At 71.6% G+C, this 13,883-nt stretch carries 11 protein-coding genes; 3 read left to right on the top strand and 8 right to left on the bottom strand.

Annotation, left to right across the window (positions count from 1 at the left end; translation table 11 throughout):
* Positions 1 to 102: 102 nt before the first annotated feature.
* The 4 genes from IH50_RS0127165 to pgsA form a co-directional block, all read right to left on the bottom strand.
* A complete protein-coding gene (locus IH50_RS0127165; RefSeq protein WP_030867667.1) occupies positions 103 to 645 on the bottom strand; it encodes a membrane protein in 543 nt (180 codons plus the stop codon).
* Positions 646 to 1,022: 377 nt separating this feature from the next.
* Positions 1,023 to 2,186, bottom strand: coding sequence for a glycosyltransferase family 4 protein (locus IH50_RS0127160; protein ID WP_030867664.1), 1,164 nt, complete (start codon positions 2,184 to 2,186; stop codon positions 1,023 to 1,025).
* On the bottom strand, positions 2,183 to 3,124 hold the full coding sequence (locus IH50_RS0127155) for a phosphatidylinositol mannoside acyltransferase (RefSeq protein WP_030867658.1): 942 nt from the start codon (positions 3,122 to 3,124) through the stop codon (positions 2,183 to 2,185). Before IH50_RS0127155 ends, IH50_RS0127160 begins: the two co-directional genes overlap by 4 nt.
* Entirely contained in the window at positions 3,121 to 3,792 is a 672-nt protein-coding gene (pgsA, locus tag IH50_RS0127150) for a phosphatidylinositol phosphate synthase (RefSeq protein WP_030867657.1), read from the bottom strand. The genes IH50_RS0127155 and pgsA overlap by 4 nt, the downstream gene beginning before the upstream one ends.
* Before the next feature lie 506 nt (positions 3,793 to 4,298).
* On the opposite strand from pgsA, the gene IH50_RS0127145 reads away from it, so the two are divergent.
* Together IH50_RS0127145 and IH50_RS0127140 are read left to right on the top strand one after the other, a co-directional pair.
* Positions 4,299 to 6,497 (top strand): elongation factor G-like protein EF-G2, encoded by a 2,199-nt coding sequence (locus IH50_RS0127145; protein WP_030867653.1) that lies wholly within the window; start codon positions 4,299 to 4,301, stop codon positions 6,495 to 6,497.
* A gap of 218 nt (positions 6,498 to 6,715) precedes the next feature.
* Entirely contained in the window at positions 6,716 to 8,371 is a 1,656-nt protein-coding gene (locus tag IH50_RS0127140) for a hypothetical protein (protein ID WP_030867650.1), read from the top strand.
* Between the two features lie 113 nt (positions 8,372 to 8,484).
* Here IH50_RS0127140 and IH50_RS0127135 read toward each other — a convergent pair whose 3' ends face one another.
* From IH50_RS0127135 to IH50_RS0127120, 4 genes are all read right to left on the bottom strand, one after another.
* Positions 8,485 to 9,030 (bottom strand): HIT family protein, encoded by a 546-nt coding sequence (locus IH50_RS0127135; RefSeq protein WP_030867648.1) that lies wholly within the window; start codon positions 9,028 to 9,030, stop codon positions 8,485 to 8,487.
* 89 nt (positions 9,031 to 9,119) lie between these two features.
* Positions 9,120 to 11,096 (bottom strand): threonine--tRNA ligase, encoded by a 1,977-nt coding sequence (gene thrS / locus IH50_RS0127130; RefSeq protein ID WP_030867645.1) that lies wholly within the window; start codon positions 11,094 to 11,096, stop codon positions 9,120 to 9,122.
* A gap of 93 nt (positions 11,097 to 11,189) precedes the next feature.
* Positions 11,190 to 12,425, bottom strand: a complete 1,236-nt coding sequence (locus tag IH50_RS0127125; RefSeq protein WP_030867642.1) for a hypothetical protein — start codon at positions 12,423 to 12,425, stop codon at positions 11,190 to 11,192.
* Complete coding sequence (locus tag IH50_RS0127120) at positions 12,422 to 12,988, bottom strand: DUF4365 domain-containing protein (RefSeq protein ID WP_030867640.1); 567 nt, start codon at positions 12,986 to 12,988, stop codon at positions 12,422 to 12,424. Before IH50_RS0127120 ends, IH50_RS0127125 begins: the two co-directional genes overlap by 4 nt.
* Positions 12,989 to 13,156: 168 nt before the next feature.
* Here IH50_RS0127120 and IH50_RS0127115 point away from each other — a divergent pair, with 168 nt between their 5' ends.
* Positions 13,157 to 13,882: a 3'-5' exonuclease gene (locus tag IH50_RS0127115; RefSeq protein ID WP_030867638.1), complete on the top strand. Its 726-nt coding sequence runs from the start codon at positions 13,157 to 13,159 to the stop codon at positions 13,880 to 13,882.
* The last annotated feature ends 1 nt before the right edge of the window (position 13,883 follow it).

Raw genomic sequence — 13,883 nt, 5'->3', positions numbered from 1 at the left:
ACTGAGGAAACGTGAACGGACCAGGCCACAGCAAGGGCCAATGAGAAGCCGGTGGATCCTTTTCGGTCGGTGGCGGTCCGGCCGGGTGGCCGGATCCCGCCGTCACGCGGCTCGCTCGACCAGGGCGGCCGGCGGCTCGTCGTCCATCTCGAAGGCCATCGGGAAGGGCGCGTGGCCGGCCAGCCGGAACCAGCGCACCTTGCGGTGCCGGCGCAGCGCCCGTGCCGCCCGTACGGCGTCGTTGTGGAAGCGCCGGGCCATCGGCACCCTGCGCACCGCCTCGGCGAGCTCCAGGGCCGCCTCCTCGCCCCCGGGGGCCTCCCGGACCGCGTCCACCTGCTGCGCGTCGCCGAACACCGCGCGCAGCGCCTGGCTGAGCTCGCTCTCCGCGACCTCGCGCTGCTCCTCGACCGACTGCCGCGCGGCGTGCGCGGCCTCGTAGAGCACGATGGACGCGGCGGGGTCGAGCACGCCCGAGGTGGCCAGTTCCTGCGCCACGGAGGCACGGCGCAGCAGTTGGGCGTCGAGCGCGGCCCGGGCGGCGTCGATCCGGGCGTGCAGCCGGTCCAGGCGTCCCGCCGTCCAGCTCAGGTAGAGGCCGATGACGACGAGGGCGACGAGGATCCAGATGAGGGTTGCGGTCACGGGCGGCAAGGCTACCGGGGCGCTCTCAAGGGGCTGCGCCCCCGGACCCCTTGCGGCCTGAACGGCCCCGTCCCCGGGACCTGTCCGCCCCTTCCCGCCGTCCGCCCGGAGGGCGGGCCACGCGCCTGGGATCCCCCTCCGCGGGAGGACGTGCCGGGCGTCGCGCGGCGGGCGGGAACGGTCCGGGCAGGCTCCGGGGCCCGCCCGGCGGATCAGGCCGGAGGGAACCGGCGGCGTCTTGCGGCCCAGGTGAACAGGGCGATGGGGTCTCCCGTTCGCCTGGACCGCACGGTGGAAGAGCGCGTCGACGCGCCGGGCCCCTCCGGGGAAGGGCGTACCGGCCCTCGCGCCCGCGGCATGGTCCGCCGGGCAGGTCCCTAGTCCCGTGCCAGGCCGAACCGTGCCCGCAGGCCCGTCGCGCGGTCGTCCGTCGCCACCGCCGCCGCGCCCGCCGTCACCGTCTCGTACACCGACAGGATGTCCGCGCCGACCGTCGACCAGTCGAAGCGGCGGACGTGGGCGCTGCCGCGTTCGCGGAGCTCCGCGCGGCGCTCCGGGTCCTCCAGGAGCCGTACGGCCGCCTCGGCGAGGGCGTCCGCGTCCTCGTTGGCGAACAGCTCGCCCGCCGCTCCCCGGTCGAGGACCTGCGCGAACGCGTCCAGGTCGGAGGCGAGCACCGGCGCACCCGCCGACATCGCCTCGACCAGGACGATGCCGAAGCTCTCCCCGCCGGTGTTGGGCGCCACGTACAGGTCGACGCTGCGCAGGAAGCGGGCCTTGTCCTCGTCGCTGACCATGCCGAGGAACTCCACGCGCGGGCGCAGTTCACGGGGCAGCGACTCGACCGCCTCCTTCTCGTCGCCGCGTCCGGCGACCAGCAGGCGGGCCTGCGGACAGGCGGCGAGGATCTTCGGCAGGGCCTTCATCAGCACCGGCAGGCCCTTGCGGGGCTCGTCGATGCGGCCGATGAAGCCGATGGTGCCGCCCTGCCACTCCGGCTTGGGCTCGGCCTTGGCGAAGAAGTCGACGTCGACGCCGTTCGGGATGACCACCGCGTCGCCGCCCAGGTGCTCGACGAGGGTGCGGCGGGCGTACTCGCTCACCGCGATCCGCGCGCTGATCTTCTCCAGGGCGGCCTGGAGGATCGCGTACGCGGCGATCATCGCGCGGGAGCGCGGGTTGGAGGTGTGGAAGGTGGCGACGATCGGTCCCTCGGCCGCCCAGCAGGTCAGCAGGCCGAGCGAGGGCGAGGTCGGCTCGTGGATGTGGACGACGTCGAAGGCGCCCTCGTGCAGCCAGCGCCGTACCCGCGCGGCGGACAGGAAGCCGAAGTTGAGCCGGGCCACCGAGCCGTTGTACGGCACCGGCACCGCGCGGCCCGCCGAGACGACGTACGGCGGCAGCGGGGTGTCGTCGTCGGCCGGGGCGAGGACGGACACCTCGTGACCGAGCCGGATGAAGTACTCGGCCAGGTCGCGGATGTGGAACTGGACGCCTCCCGGCACGTCCCAGGAGTACGGGCAGACGATGCCGATCCTCACGAGGTTCCCTTCCGGTCCTGCCCGGGGGCGGTCGCGGGGTCCCGCGCGGGGTCCAGGTCCCTCAGCCACAAGCGCTGCAGCATGTGCCAGTCCTCCGGATGGTCGGCGATCCCCGTGGCGAAGGCGTCGGCCAGCGCCTGTGTCATGACAGACGTCTTCTCGGCGCGCGTGCCTGTCCCGGGGACCTCGACCGGCGGGTGGACCCGGCCCCGCATCACCGGCGAGTCGTCGTACCAGAGGGTCACCGGCAGCAGCCGGGCCCCGGTCTGCTGGGCGAGCAGGGCGGGTCCGGCCGGCATCCGGGCGGTCTCGCCGAAGAAGCCGACCTCGACACCGGAGGAGGACAGGTCGCGGTCGGCGACCAGGCAGACCAGTCCGCCGTCGCGCAGCCGCCGGGCCAGGGTGCCGAAGGCGGAGCCGCCGCTGTGCGGCAGCACCTCCATGCCGAGGCCCTCACGGTAGGCGACGAAACGGTCGTACAGCGTCTCCGGCTTCAGCCGCTCGGCGACGGTGGTGAACGGTATGCCGAGCTTCGTGGTGACCCAGGCGCCGGCGAGGTCCCAGTTGGCGAGGTGCGGCAGCGCCAGGACGACGCCCTTGCCGGCCGCCATGCCGTCGGTCAGGTGGTGGAGGTCCTCGGCCTCGAAGCCGCTCGCGACACGCTCGGGGCTCCAGGCGGGCAGCCGGAAGGACTCCATCCAGTAGCGCAGGTACGACCGCATCCCCGCGCGGGAGAGTTCGGCCAGCCGCTCCGGGCCCGCGTCCGGCACGACGCGCGCGTAGTTGCCCTCCAGCCGGAGCACGCCCTTGCCGCGCTGCTTCCACGCGAGGTCGGCGATGGTCCTGCCGAGGCGCGCGGCGACCGGCTCGGGGAGTTTCTTGACGGTGCCCCAGCCGGCGCCGTACAGGGCGTCGGCCAGCCGCTCCTGGGCGCTCACTTCGCGGCCTCGCTCCCCCGGGCCTCCGGCCGCTCCGCGGCCTCCGCCTCGGCGGACTCGCGGCGCACGGTGACCACCCGCTGGATCAGCGTGACCAGGCTGCCGACGGCGACGATCCACAGGGCGACCGGCAGCAGGTACTGGATGCCGGGTACACCGAACGCGTGCAGGCCCGCGAAACCGGCCGCGACCAGCGAGACCACCAGCCGTTCGGCCCGTTCGACCAGCCCGTTGACGGCGACCGGCAGGCCGATCGACTCGCCGCGCGCCTTGGTGTACGACACCACCTGACCGCTGGCCAGGCAGAAGATCGACACCGCGCACAGGGCGATGTCGTCACCGCCCCCGGCGTACCAGAGGGCGAAGCCGCCGAAGATCGCTCCGTCGGCGACCCGGTCCAGGGTGGAGTCCAGGAAGGCGCCCCAGCGGCTGGAGCGACCGAGCTGGCGGGCCATGTTGCCGTCGACGAGGTCGGAGAACACGAACAGCGTGATCACGACCGTGCCCCAGAAGAACTCGCCCCTGGGGTAGAAGACCAGCGCGCCCGCGACCACTCCCGCGGTGCCGATGAGCGTGACCGTGTCGGGGCTGACCCCCCGCCGGATGAGAAACGCGGCGAACGGTGTGAGGACACGCGTGAAGAATGCACGCGCGTACTTGTTCAGCATGGCCTTCCCGACGGTCGGTGGCGCCGCACGGCCCCTGCTGGCCACCCGGCGGGCCCAATCGTAGCCACGCGCACGCGCGGGCGACGGCCGTACCCCCGTCTGTATCGCGATGCACCGCGTCGTCACCGCACACGCGGGCGCAGCGTACCTCGTCGTGCACCACACACACGGGGCCCGACGGGAAGTCCCGTCCGCACCACGATGCACGGGGTGTGCCCCGGGATCGCGTCGTTCGTATGGACGCACCGTGACAGAAGTGGAAAGCTCGAATGACAGCGGGCTTCGCCGGAGCCGCACGCGGGTCCGGCGCCCACAGTTGCCCCACCCTGCAGTCGCACGGGAGGCAGGATCGTGACTCCGCTCCCCGCCCAGAGGAGGGGGCTTCCAACCTGAGGGTTGCGGTCCAGCCCGAACCGATCCCTTTCGGGACGAACGGAAAAGTACCACAGAGCAGGGAAGCGATTCCCCCACCGGCTGAAGTCGGCGGTCCCCTCGTTAGGAGACTGATGGGCGACAAGGCGCACACACACCCCGGGGCCGCCGGCAGGGCTCAGGCGGCCGACCACCCCACGTCCGTACGGAATGTGGTGCTGGTCGGCCACTCCGGATCGGGCAAGACGACCCTGGTGGAGGCCCTCGCGCTGACCGCGGGGGCGGTGAACCGGGCGGGCCGCGTGGAGGACGGCGGCACCGTCTCCGACTACGACGACATCGAGCACCGGCAGCAGCGCTCCGTACAGCTCTCCCTGGTGCCCCTCGAATGGGACGGCATCAAGGTCAACCTCCTGGACACCCCCGGATACGCCGACTTCGTCGGGGAGCTCAGGGCCGGTCTGCGGGCGGCGGACGCGGCCCTCTTCGTCGTCTCGGCCTCGGACGGCGTGGACGGCACCACCCGCATGGTGTGGGACGAATGCGCCGCGGTCGGCATGCCGCGCGCCATCGTCATCACGCACCTGGAGGCGGCCCGCGCGGACTTCGAGGAGATGACCCGCGTCTGCGCGGAGACCTTCGGCGGCGACGACCCCGACGCCGTACTGCCGCTGTACCTGCCGCTGCACGGCCCGGAGGGGCCCGACGGGCACGCGCCCGTGACGGGCCTGACCGGACTGCTGTCGCAGAAGCTGTTCGACTACTCCACCGGCGAACGCAAGGAGTCCGAGCCCGGCGAGGACCAGCTCCCGCGGATGGAGGAGGCACGCGGCCGGCTCATCGAGGGGATCATCGCCGAGAGCGAGGACGAGACCCTCATGGACCGCTACCTCGGCGGCGAACAGATCGACGTCAAGACCCTGGTCGAGGACCTGGAACGGGCGGTCGCGCGCGGGGTGTTCTTCCCCGTCCTGGCCGCCGCCCCCGCCACCGACGGCGCCCGCCAGGGACTCGGCACGGTCGAACTGCTGGAACTGGTCACCGGCGGCTTCCCGACCCCGCTGGAGCACGGCACCCCGAGCGTGACCACCGTCGACGGCACGCCGCGCGAGCTGAAACCGTGCGACCCCGACGCCCCGCTGGTCGCCGAGGTCGTGAAGACCTCCTCCGACCCGTACGTCGGCCGGATCTCCCTGGTCCGGGTCTTCTCCGGCACCCTGCGCGCCGACCAGACCGTCCACGTCTCCGGACACGGGCTCGCCGACCGCGGCCACGAGGACCACGACGTCGACGAGCGGATCGGCGCCCTGTCCACCCCGTTCGGCAAACAGCAGCGGCCCGTCTCCCACGTTATCGCGGGCGACCTCGCGTGCGTGGCCAAACTCAGCCGCGCGGAGACCGGCGACACCCTGTCCGCCAAGGACGACCCGCTGCTCGTGGAGCCCTGGGACATGCCCGACCCGCTGCTGCCGCTGGCCATCCAGGCGCACAGCAAACCCGACGAGGACAAACTCTCGCAGGGCCTGTCCCGGCTGGTGGCCGAGGACCCGACGATGCGGCTGGAACAGAACCAGGACACTCACCAGGTGGTGCTGTGGTGCCTGGGCGAGGCGCACGCGGACGTGGCCCTGGAACGGCTGCGCAGCCGCTACGGCGTCCAGGTCGACGTCGTACCGCACCGCGTGTCGCTCAGGGAGACCTTCGGCGGCAAGGCGGCCGGACGCGGCCGGCACGTCAAACAGTCCGGCGGACACGGGCAGTTCGCCATCTGCGAGATCGAGGTGGAGCCGCTGCCGAACGGCTCGGGCATCGAGTTCGTCGACAAGGTGGTCGGCGGCGCCGTACCGCGGCAGTTCATCCCCTCCGTCGAGAAGGGCGTACGGGCCCAGGCCGTCAAGGGAGTCGCCGCGGGACATCCGCTGACCGACGTCCGCGTGACACTCCTCGACGGCAAGGCGCACTCCGTGGACTCCTCCGACGCCGCGTTCCAGACGGCCGGCGCGCTGGCCCTGCGGGAGGCGGCCGCGGACGCGAGGATCCACCTGCTGGAGCCGGTGGCCGAGGTGAGCGTCCTGGTCGGCGACGACTACGTCGGCTCCGTGATGAGCGACCTGTCCGGCCGCCGCGGCCGGGTGCTCGGCACCGAGCAGTCGCCCGGCGGACGCACCCTCGTCAAGGCCGAGGTCCCCGAGATCGAGATCGGCCGGTACGCCGTCGACCTGCGCTCCCTCTCGCACGGCACCGCCCGGTTCAGCCGCCGGTACGCGCGGCACGAACCCATGCCGTCGAACGTGGCGGAACGGGTCAAGGAAGAGGCGCGTACCGCCTCGTGACCGGCGACGGGCGCCCCCGGGAGACCCCGCGGGCGCCCGCGTACGCCCCTCGCACCGGGACGGCTTCGGAATGCCTCACTCCGTGATGGCGGACGGCTTCGGCCGTCCGCCTACGGACGACGGCGGGTACGGATACGCTGAAGACCTGATCAACAGGTGTGCGCAGCAAGGAAGTAGGGAAGGCCGCAAGACGACAGTCGCGGCGATCGGGGGCGGGAATGACCGTTGAGAGCGGTTACGCGGATTTCTTCGGTCCGCAGGTGCCGCGCACGGGCGACGAGGGGCAGACGCCGACGTTCGCGCTGGCCTCGGCGGCCTACCGGGACAACGAGGCCGAGGAGATACTCAAGGCCAACAGCGAATGGCACAAGTCGGCCGTGAGCGCACCCAGGCTGAAGCTGTTCCGGCCGAACCTGGGCGAGGCGTTCTCCAGGGCGATCATCGACCGGATGCTCGGCTCCGGCCGCGCGCCACTCATCCAGTCCTTCGGCGCCCAGCCGCAGGTGGTGGTCGAGCACTCGCTGGCGGCGCACCGCATCCGCCGCGAGCGGGACAACTGGCTGAGCGCCATCATGGTCCTGTGCGGACTGCTCTTCCTGCCCGGGCTGCTCGTATGGCTGCTGGTCTTCCAGATCCGTACGACGATGTCCAGGCGCGAGGACAAGCGGGCGGGCGCGCTGGCCACCACCCTGCTGGTCGCGGTGGGCGCCCTCGCCGTGCTCTTCCTGATCCGCATGCCGTTCGACGGCTTCTGGGGCTGGTACGCGCGCGCGGCGGTCGTCGCCCCGGTGGTGGGCTGGTTCTGGGCCAAGCGGATCTGCGAGCGCACGGCGAGAGACCTGCGCGAGCGCTGGGCCGCCCTGCTCTCCGGCAGCAGCGTCGGCGCCAAGGTGCCCGAGGCGGTGCCGAGCAGCCCCGGTGAGACGGCCGCCGAGCAACTGCGCCAGTCCCTGGCCCGGCTCAGCGCCGAACAGCAGTCCAACTCCGTCTTCTACGCCGGCCCCAAGGGCATACTCGGCATGGGCACCCGCTGGGGCAGCTGGCAGCTCGCCGAGGACCTGGTGCCCGCCGACCCGGACCGGGAGATCAACCCGTTCCGCAGCTGGGACGTCATCAAGGCCATCTACGACCGGCTGCGGATGCTGGAGCGCGGGCCGCTGCACACCGGCGGCTTCCCCAAGCCGTCGGTACGGCACTGGATCGTCACACCCATCGGGGAGAACGCCGACGCGGTCTCCCGGCCCGAGGGCACGGACGTCGAGGCGTACCAGGTCAAGCCGCACGCGATACAGGACATCTGCAACAAGCAGCAGTTCGGCGCGGGCGACCGGCACTACCTGGGCGTGCAGTGGACGCTGTGGGACGGCCAGCTGGTGCTCACCATGCTGATCACCGTGACCGTGCTGCACGAGACGCTGCGCATCGAGGTCACCGGGCATGCGCTGGGGCCGGTGCACTCGCTGTTCACCAGCAAGCCGGCGGCCAAGGAGAAGCAGGTCCAGAAGTCGGTCAGGTTCTGGGAAACCCGGACGGTGAAGCTCCCGCTGGTCGACTCGGACGAGGTGGTACGCCTGGCCGCGCGGGCGCCGCTGACCTGGTACCCGCCGCTGCTGTACTGGCTGGGCGGCAAGCTGAGCCTGCCGGAGCCGTTCGGCCTGCGGCACGCGTGGGCGGACAGGCCGTGGCGGCACCGGTTCATGGCCGACGACGCGTTGCGGGCAGCCACACCGGTGCTGCGGGTGGTGCACTCGGCGGCGATCAAGGTGCTGGAGGAGAACGGGGTGGACACCACGAAGTTCGGTGCGCGGTCGTCGTCCCTCAGCGCCGCGGTGCAGGAGGCCGCGCCCAAGAAGGCCGACGTGTACGACGCGTAGGCCTCCGGCGGTCGGGCGGCTGCGGGTACGTCGCGGTGACGGGGTCTGAGGGCTGCGCCCCCAGACCCCCATCGGCCTGAACGGCCTCGTCCTCAAACGCCGGACGGGCTCGTTTATGCAGGCCACGCCTCCGCGAGCATCTTCCTCGTGTCCGCCAGGAGCTGGGGCAGGATCTTCGTGTGGCCGATCACGGGCATGAAATTCGTGTCGCCGCCCCAGCGCGGGACGACGTGCTGGTGGAGGTGGGCGGCGATACCCGCGCCCGCGACCGTGCCCTGGTTCATGCCGACATTGAAGCCGTGGGCGCCGGACGCGGTGCGCAGAGCCGTCATCGCCTGCTTGGTCAACTCGGCCAGCTCCGCCGTCTCCTCCACGGTGAGGTCCGTGTAGTCGGCGACATGCCGGTACGGCACGGTCATCAGGTGGCCGCCCGTGTACGGGTAGAGGTTGAGCACCGCGTAGACCCGCTCGCCGCGCCGCAGGATCAGCCCGTCCTCATCGGACTTGGCCGGGAGGGAGCAGAAGGGGCAGCCGTCGTCGGCGCCCGGGCCGCTCGGCTTGTTCTCGCCCTGGATGTACGCCATCCGGTGGGGCGTCCACAGACGCTGGAACGCGTCCGGCGTCCCCACCCCCAGCTGCTGCTCCGGCTCACTCGTCATGCGTGCAGCATATGGCTTCGCCGGAGGACCACGGAAAAGGCCCCCGGGATCACTCCCGGGGGCCGAACCCCGCGCATGCGGGGAACTACTCACACCTGAATACGGCGCTCCACCACGTCAACGAGCTTCGCCAGCGCCTGGTCACGCGGAATGCCGTTCTCCTGCGAGCCGTCTCGGTAGCGGAACGACACCGTGCCCGCGTGCATGTCCTCGTCACCGACGATGATCATGAACGGGACCTTCTGCTTCTGCTGCGTGCGGATCTTCTTCTGCATCCGGTCCGAGGAGGAATCCACCTCGACGCGCAGTCCCTTCCGCCGTGCCTCGCCCGCGAACTCCTCCAGGTACTGCACGTGGGCGTCACCCACCGGGATGCCCACCGCCTGGACCGGGGCGAGCCACGCCGGGAACGCGCCCGCGTAGTGCTCCAGGAGCACCGCGAAGAAGCGCTCGATGCTTCCGAACAGCGCGCGGTGGATCATGACCGGGCGGGTCTTGGAGCCGTCCGCGGCGGTGTACTCCAGGTCGAAGCGCTCCGGCAGGTTGAAGTCGAGCTGGATGGTCGACATCTGCCAGGTGCGGCCGATGGCGTCCTTGGCCTGGACGGAGATCTTCGGGCCGTAGAAGGCGGCGCCGCCCGGGTCCGCCACGAGCTCCAGGTTCTGCTTCTCGGCGACCTGGCGCAGCGTCTCGGTGGCCTCTTCCCAGGCCTCGTCGGTTCCGACGAACTTCGTCTCGTCCTTGGTGGACAGCTCCAGGTAGAAGTCGGTCAGGCCGTAGTCGCGCAGCAGGTTGAGGACGAAGGTGAGGGTTTTGTCGAGCTCCTCCGACATCTGCTCGCGGGTGCAGTAGATGTGCGCGTCGTCCTGGGTGAAGCCGCGGGCCCGGGTCAGGCCGTGCACGACGCCCGACTTCTCGTACCGGTACACGGTGCCGAACTCGAACAACCTCAAGGGCAATTCCCGGTAGGACCGCCCGCGCGCGTCGAAGATCAGGTTGTGCATCGGGCAGTTCATGGGCTTGAGGTAGTAGTCCACGCCCTCATCGAGCTGCATGGGCGGGTACATGCCGTCGGCGTACCAGTCCAGGTGACCCGAGGTCTCGAAAAGTTTCCCCTTCGTCGCGTGCGGGGTGTAGACGAACTCGTAGCCCTCCTCCTCGTGCCGCCTACGGCTGTAGTCCTCCATGACCCGGCGGATGATGCCGCCCTTGGGGTGGAAGACGGCGAGGCCGGAGCCGATCTGCTCCGGGATGGAGAACAGGTCGAGCTCGGAGCCGAGCTTGCGGTGGTCGCGCTTCTCGGCCTCGGCGAGGAACTCCAGGTGCGCCTTGAGCTCGTCCTTGGTGGGCCAGGCGGTGCCGTAGATGCGCTGGAGCTGCTTGTTCTTCTCGCTGCCGCGCCAGTACGCCGAGGCGTTGCGCATCAGCTTGAACGCCGGGATGTTCCGGGTGGTGGGCAGGTGGGGACCGCGGCAGAGGTCCTTCCAGCACAGCTCGCCGGTCTTGGCGTCCAGGTTGTCGTAGATCGTCAGCTCGCCGGCGCCGACCTCGACGTCCGCGCCGTCGTCGTGCGAGGCGGAGCCCTTGAGGCCGATCAGTTCCAGCTTGTACGGCTCGTCGGCGAGCTCCTCGCGGGCGGCCTCGTCGGTCACCACGCGGCGCGAGAAGCGCTGACCGCGCTTCTGGATCTCCTGCATCTTCTTCTCGATGGCCTTGAGGTCATCGGGGTGGAAGGGCTTCTCGACGTCGAAGTCGTAGTAGAAGCCGTCCTTGACCGGCGGGCCGATGCCCAGCTTGGCCTCGGGGAACAGCTCCTGCACGGCCTGGGCCATGACGTGCGCGGTGGAGTGGCGCAGGATGTTGAGACCGTCCTCGGAGGAGATCTCGACTCCCTCGACGGTCTCGCCGTCCTTGACCTCGTAGGCGAGGTCCTTGAGCTCACCGGCCACGCGCGCGGCGATGACCGAGCGCTCGCCGGCGAAGAGCTCGGCGGCCGTAGTGCCCGTCGTCACCACGCGTTCTTCCCGCTCGGAATCGCGTTGGATGATCACACGGACGTCTGACACCGGTCTCTCCTGACTGAAGGCTGTGGTCGCGGCGCCATACCGGAGCGCACGCATGGGTGCGATCGTACCGACCCCGGGCCGCTCACCGCGAAATCATTCCCCGCAGCAGGGACCGCAGGCCTCTCCGAAGAAGGCCGCGGTCTCGGCGTTCGCCTGGAGCGCCTTGTGCAGCCGGTCCCGTTCGGCGTCGTCGACCTGGACCGGTGCGACCTCCTGGACATCGGTGAGCCGGCGGAAGCCGCCCCGGCTCTCCAGCCGCCCGCACACCCGCACGGGCAGGCCCACGAGGTGGGCGTGCCCGGCGATGCGGTAGTTCTCCTCGTCGAGGGTGATCCGTACCTGGCCGACCTCCGCCCCGGCGAGCACCCGCAGCCGGATCATGCCCTCGCCACGGGGGACGGAGCGGTACATCCGGACGACCGTGCCGGTGATCCGCACGGTGACGGACGGTTCGGCGTGCTGGTAGCGCAGGCCGGCCTCGAGCAGGACGGGCAGGTCGCCGGGTGAGAACTCGACGGGTTCGGCACGGGCGGCGCAGCCGTCGGGCACGCCGGCCGCCGGGGACCAGGCCACGGCGATCCGGGCGCCCTCGGTGCCCCGGACCAGGGCGACGAGGGCCTCGGTGAGTTCATGGCTGACGCCGGCGGTGACCGCGGTGTCGAAGGCGTCCATGCCGCCGGTGGCGCGGCGGTAGTCGATGGCCTCGCGGGCGGCGTGCAGGGCGTGGTGGAGGCGGACGGCGAGGGAGCGGCCGGTGGCGACGGGGGCGTAGGCGGTCAGCCGGCGTCCGCCGGGTGCGGGTCCGACGAGGACGGCGTCGAGCGCGGCGGCGGCCGGGCGGCGGTGCCGGGCGCCGTGGAAGCCGGCGCGTGCGCGGGTGGCGAGTGCGGCGGCGAGGAGGGTCCGGCGGGCGGCGGAGCGCAGCTGCTCCTCCGTGGTCCAGGGGGTGGCGTCGCCGGGTCCTGCCGGTATGTCACGCGACCAGTGGATCTCGTCGCTGGGTACGGCGAGGGCGAGCAGGATGTGGCGGGCGGAGGGGGCCGCGCTGCGGGTCAGGGCGAGCAGGGCCTCGGCGAGCAGGTCGTCGCTGTCGGGGAAGGCGCGGCCGGCCGGTACGAGGAGGCTGGTACCGGTGCCCGGACCGGGTGGGGTCCAGCGGCCGTAGTGTCCGGCGGCGCCGCCGCGCCGCTGCCAGCCGTGCCGGTGCAGGAGGGCGGTGAGCACGGCGGGGTCGACCTCGGCGGGCTCGGGCGGGCGGCCGTCGAAGGCGGTGTCGGCGGGATGCGGTCGTACGGGCCTCAGGGGTTCCCCGGTCGGGCGGTGCGTCACGGTTTTCCTCCCGTCCCGACCCGCGTCATGATCTCGCACAGCGCCCGGTCGTCGAAGATGCGTGAGGTGGGGATCCGTACGGTGGTGCGGTGCCGCCCGGTGACCGGGTGTCCGGCGAGGTTGGTCCAGTAGCAGCAGTGCCGCAGGTCGAGCCGGTCGTGGCCGGCGCGCAGCCAGTCGTCCTGGGAGCGCGGCACGATCATCACGACCAGGATCTTGTGCACCGAGACCGGGGTGCGGGCGAGCTTCTCCAGGTGCGCGTTGTCCAGCGTGAAGGAGAAGAAGCGGCCCGGCGGGTGGGGACGGAGCTGGTAGGTGGCCTTGAGCTGCACCTTGATGGTGACCTCGTCGTCGACGACGTGCCCGGCGGCGCTGTGGCTGACGTGCCAGTCGATGCCGTTGTCCGGGAACGGCTGGGACAGTGAGCAGCCCGCGGCGGCCGCGACGGCGTGCAGATAGCCGACCTGCAGTGTCTCCATGCAGGCGGTGGTGGCGAGAGTGCCGCGAGTGGGTGGCGTGCGCTCGGGCAGCAGCCCGCCCCGTTCGGGCTGCGCGATGGCCATGGCCGACAGCCTTCCAGAACAAGTGTTTCCCCGCTGCGGGTCGTTGAACTGCGAGGACCCGTACTCCTGTTGTCTCCTTCCGGCGTACGGCGCAAACAGGCCGGGTATCACCGGTTCGGGCAGTGGACGGCGCGTCCACTGCCGCTGGTGGACGAGGGGTTGTTGGGTATGGCGTGCTGGTACGAAGGGCCGTTGGCCGCTTTCGACACGGAGACGACGGGTGTGGACGTCGAGACCGACCGGATCGTGTCGGCCGCTCTCGTCGTGCAGGACGCGCCGGGCACCCGGCCGCGGGTGACCCGCTGGCTGGTGAATCCGGGGGTGCCGGTGCCGGCCGCGGCGACGGAGGTGCACGGACTGACGGACGATCATCTGCAGCGCAACGGCCGCTGGCCGGCGCCGGTGATGTACGAGATGGCCCAGGCGCTGGCCGAGCAGGCCAGGGTGGGCCGGCCGCTGGTGGTGATGAACGCGCCGTTCGATCTGACGTTGCTGGACCGGGAGTTGCGGCGGCACCGCGCGTCGTCGCTGGACCGCTGGTTCGAGCGGACGCCGCTGCTGGTACTGGACCCGTGGGTGCTGGACAAGCACTTGGACCGCTATCGCAAGGGCCGGCGCACGCTGACCGATCTGTGCGCGCACTACGGGGTCGAGCTGGAGGGGGCGCACGACGCGGCGGCGGACGCCGTGGCGGCGCTGGAGGTGACCCGGGCGGTGGGGCGGCGTTTCGCGTCCCGGCTGGAGCGGCTGTCCCCCGCCGAGCTGCATCCCTTGCAGGTGGTGTGGCACGCGGCGCAGGCGCGGGGGCTCCAGGCGTGGTTCGCGCGTACGGGCACGGACGAGGTGGTGGACCCGGCGTGGCCGCTGCGTCCGGGCCTGTCGGCGGCGGCGTGAG

This window comes from Streptomyces sp. NRRL S-37, from assembly GCF_000721605.1.
GTDB lineage: Bacteria > Actinomycetota > Actinomycetes > Streptomycetales > Streptomycetaceae > Streptomyces.
Note: the sequence above shows the minus strand (reverse complement) of the source record. Positions and strands in the feature narration are given on the sequence as shown.

Coding starts and splice junctions, on each gene's coding strand:
- pgsA (WP_030867657.1), bottom strand. CDS start 3,792: ATGCTGAACAAGTACGCGCGTGCATTCTTCACGCGTGTCCTCACACCG.
- IH50_RS0127145 (WP_030867653.1), top strand. CDS start 4,299: ATGGGCGACAAGGCGCACACACACCCCGGGGCCGCCGGCAGGGCTCAG.
- IH50_RS0127140 (WP_030867650.1), top strand. CDS start 6,716: ATGACCGTTGAGAGCGGTTACGCGGATTTCTTCGGTCCGCAGGTGCCG.
- IH50_RS0127135 (WP_030867648.1), bottom strand. CDS start 9,030: ATGACGAGTGAGCCGGAGCAGCAGCTGGGGGTGGGGACGCCGGACGCG.
- IH50_RS0127120 (WP_030867640.1), bottom strand. CDS start 12,988: ATGGCCATCGCGCAGCCCGAACGGGGCGGGCTGCTGCCCGAGCGCACG.
- IH50_RS0127115 (WP_030867638.1), top strand. CDS start 13,157: ATGGCGTGCTGGTACGAAGGGCCGTTGGCCGCTTTCGACACGGAGACG.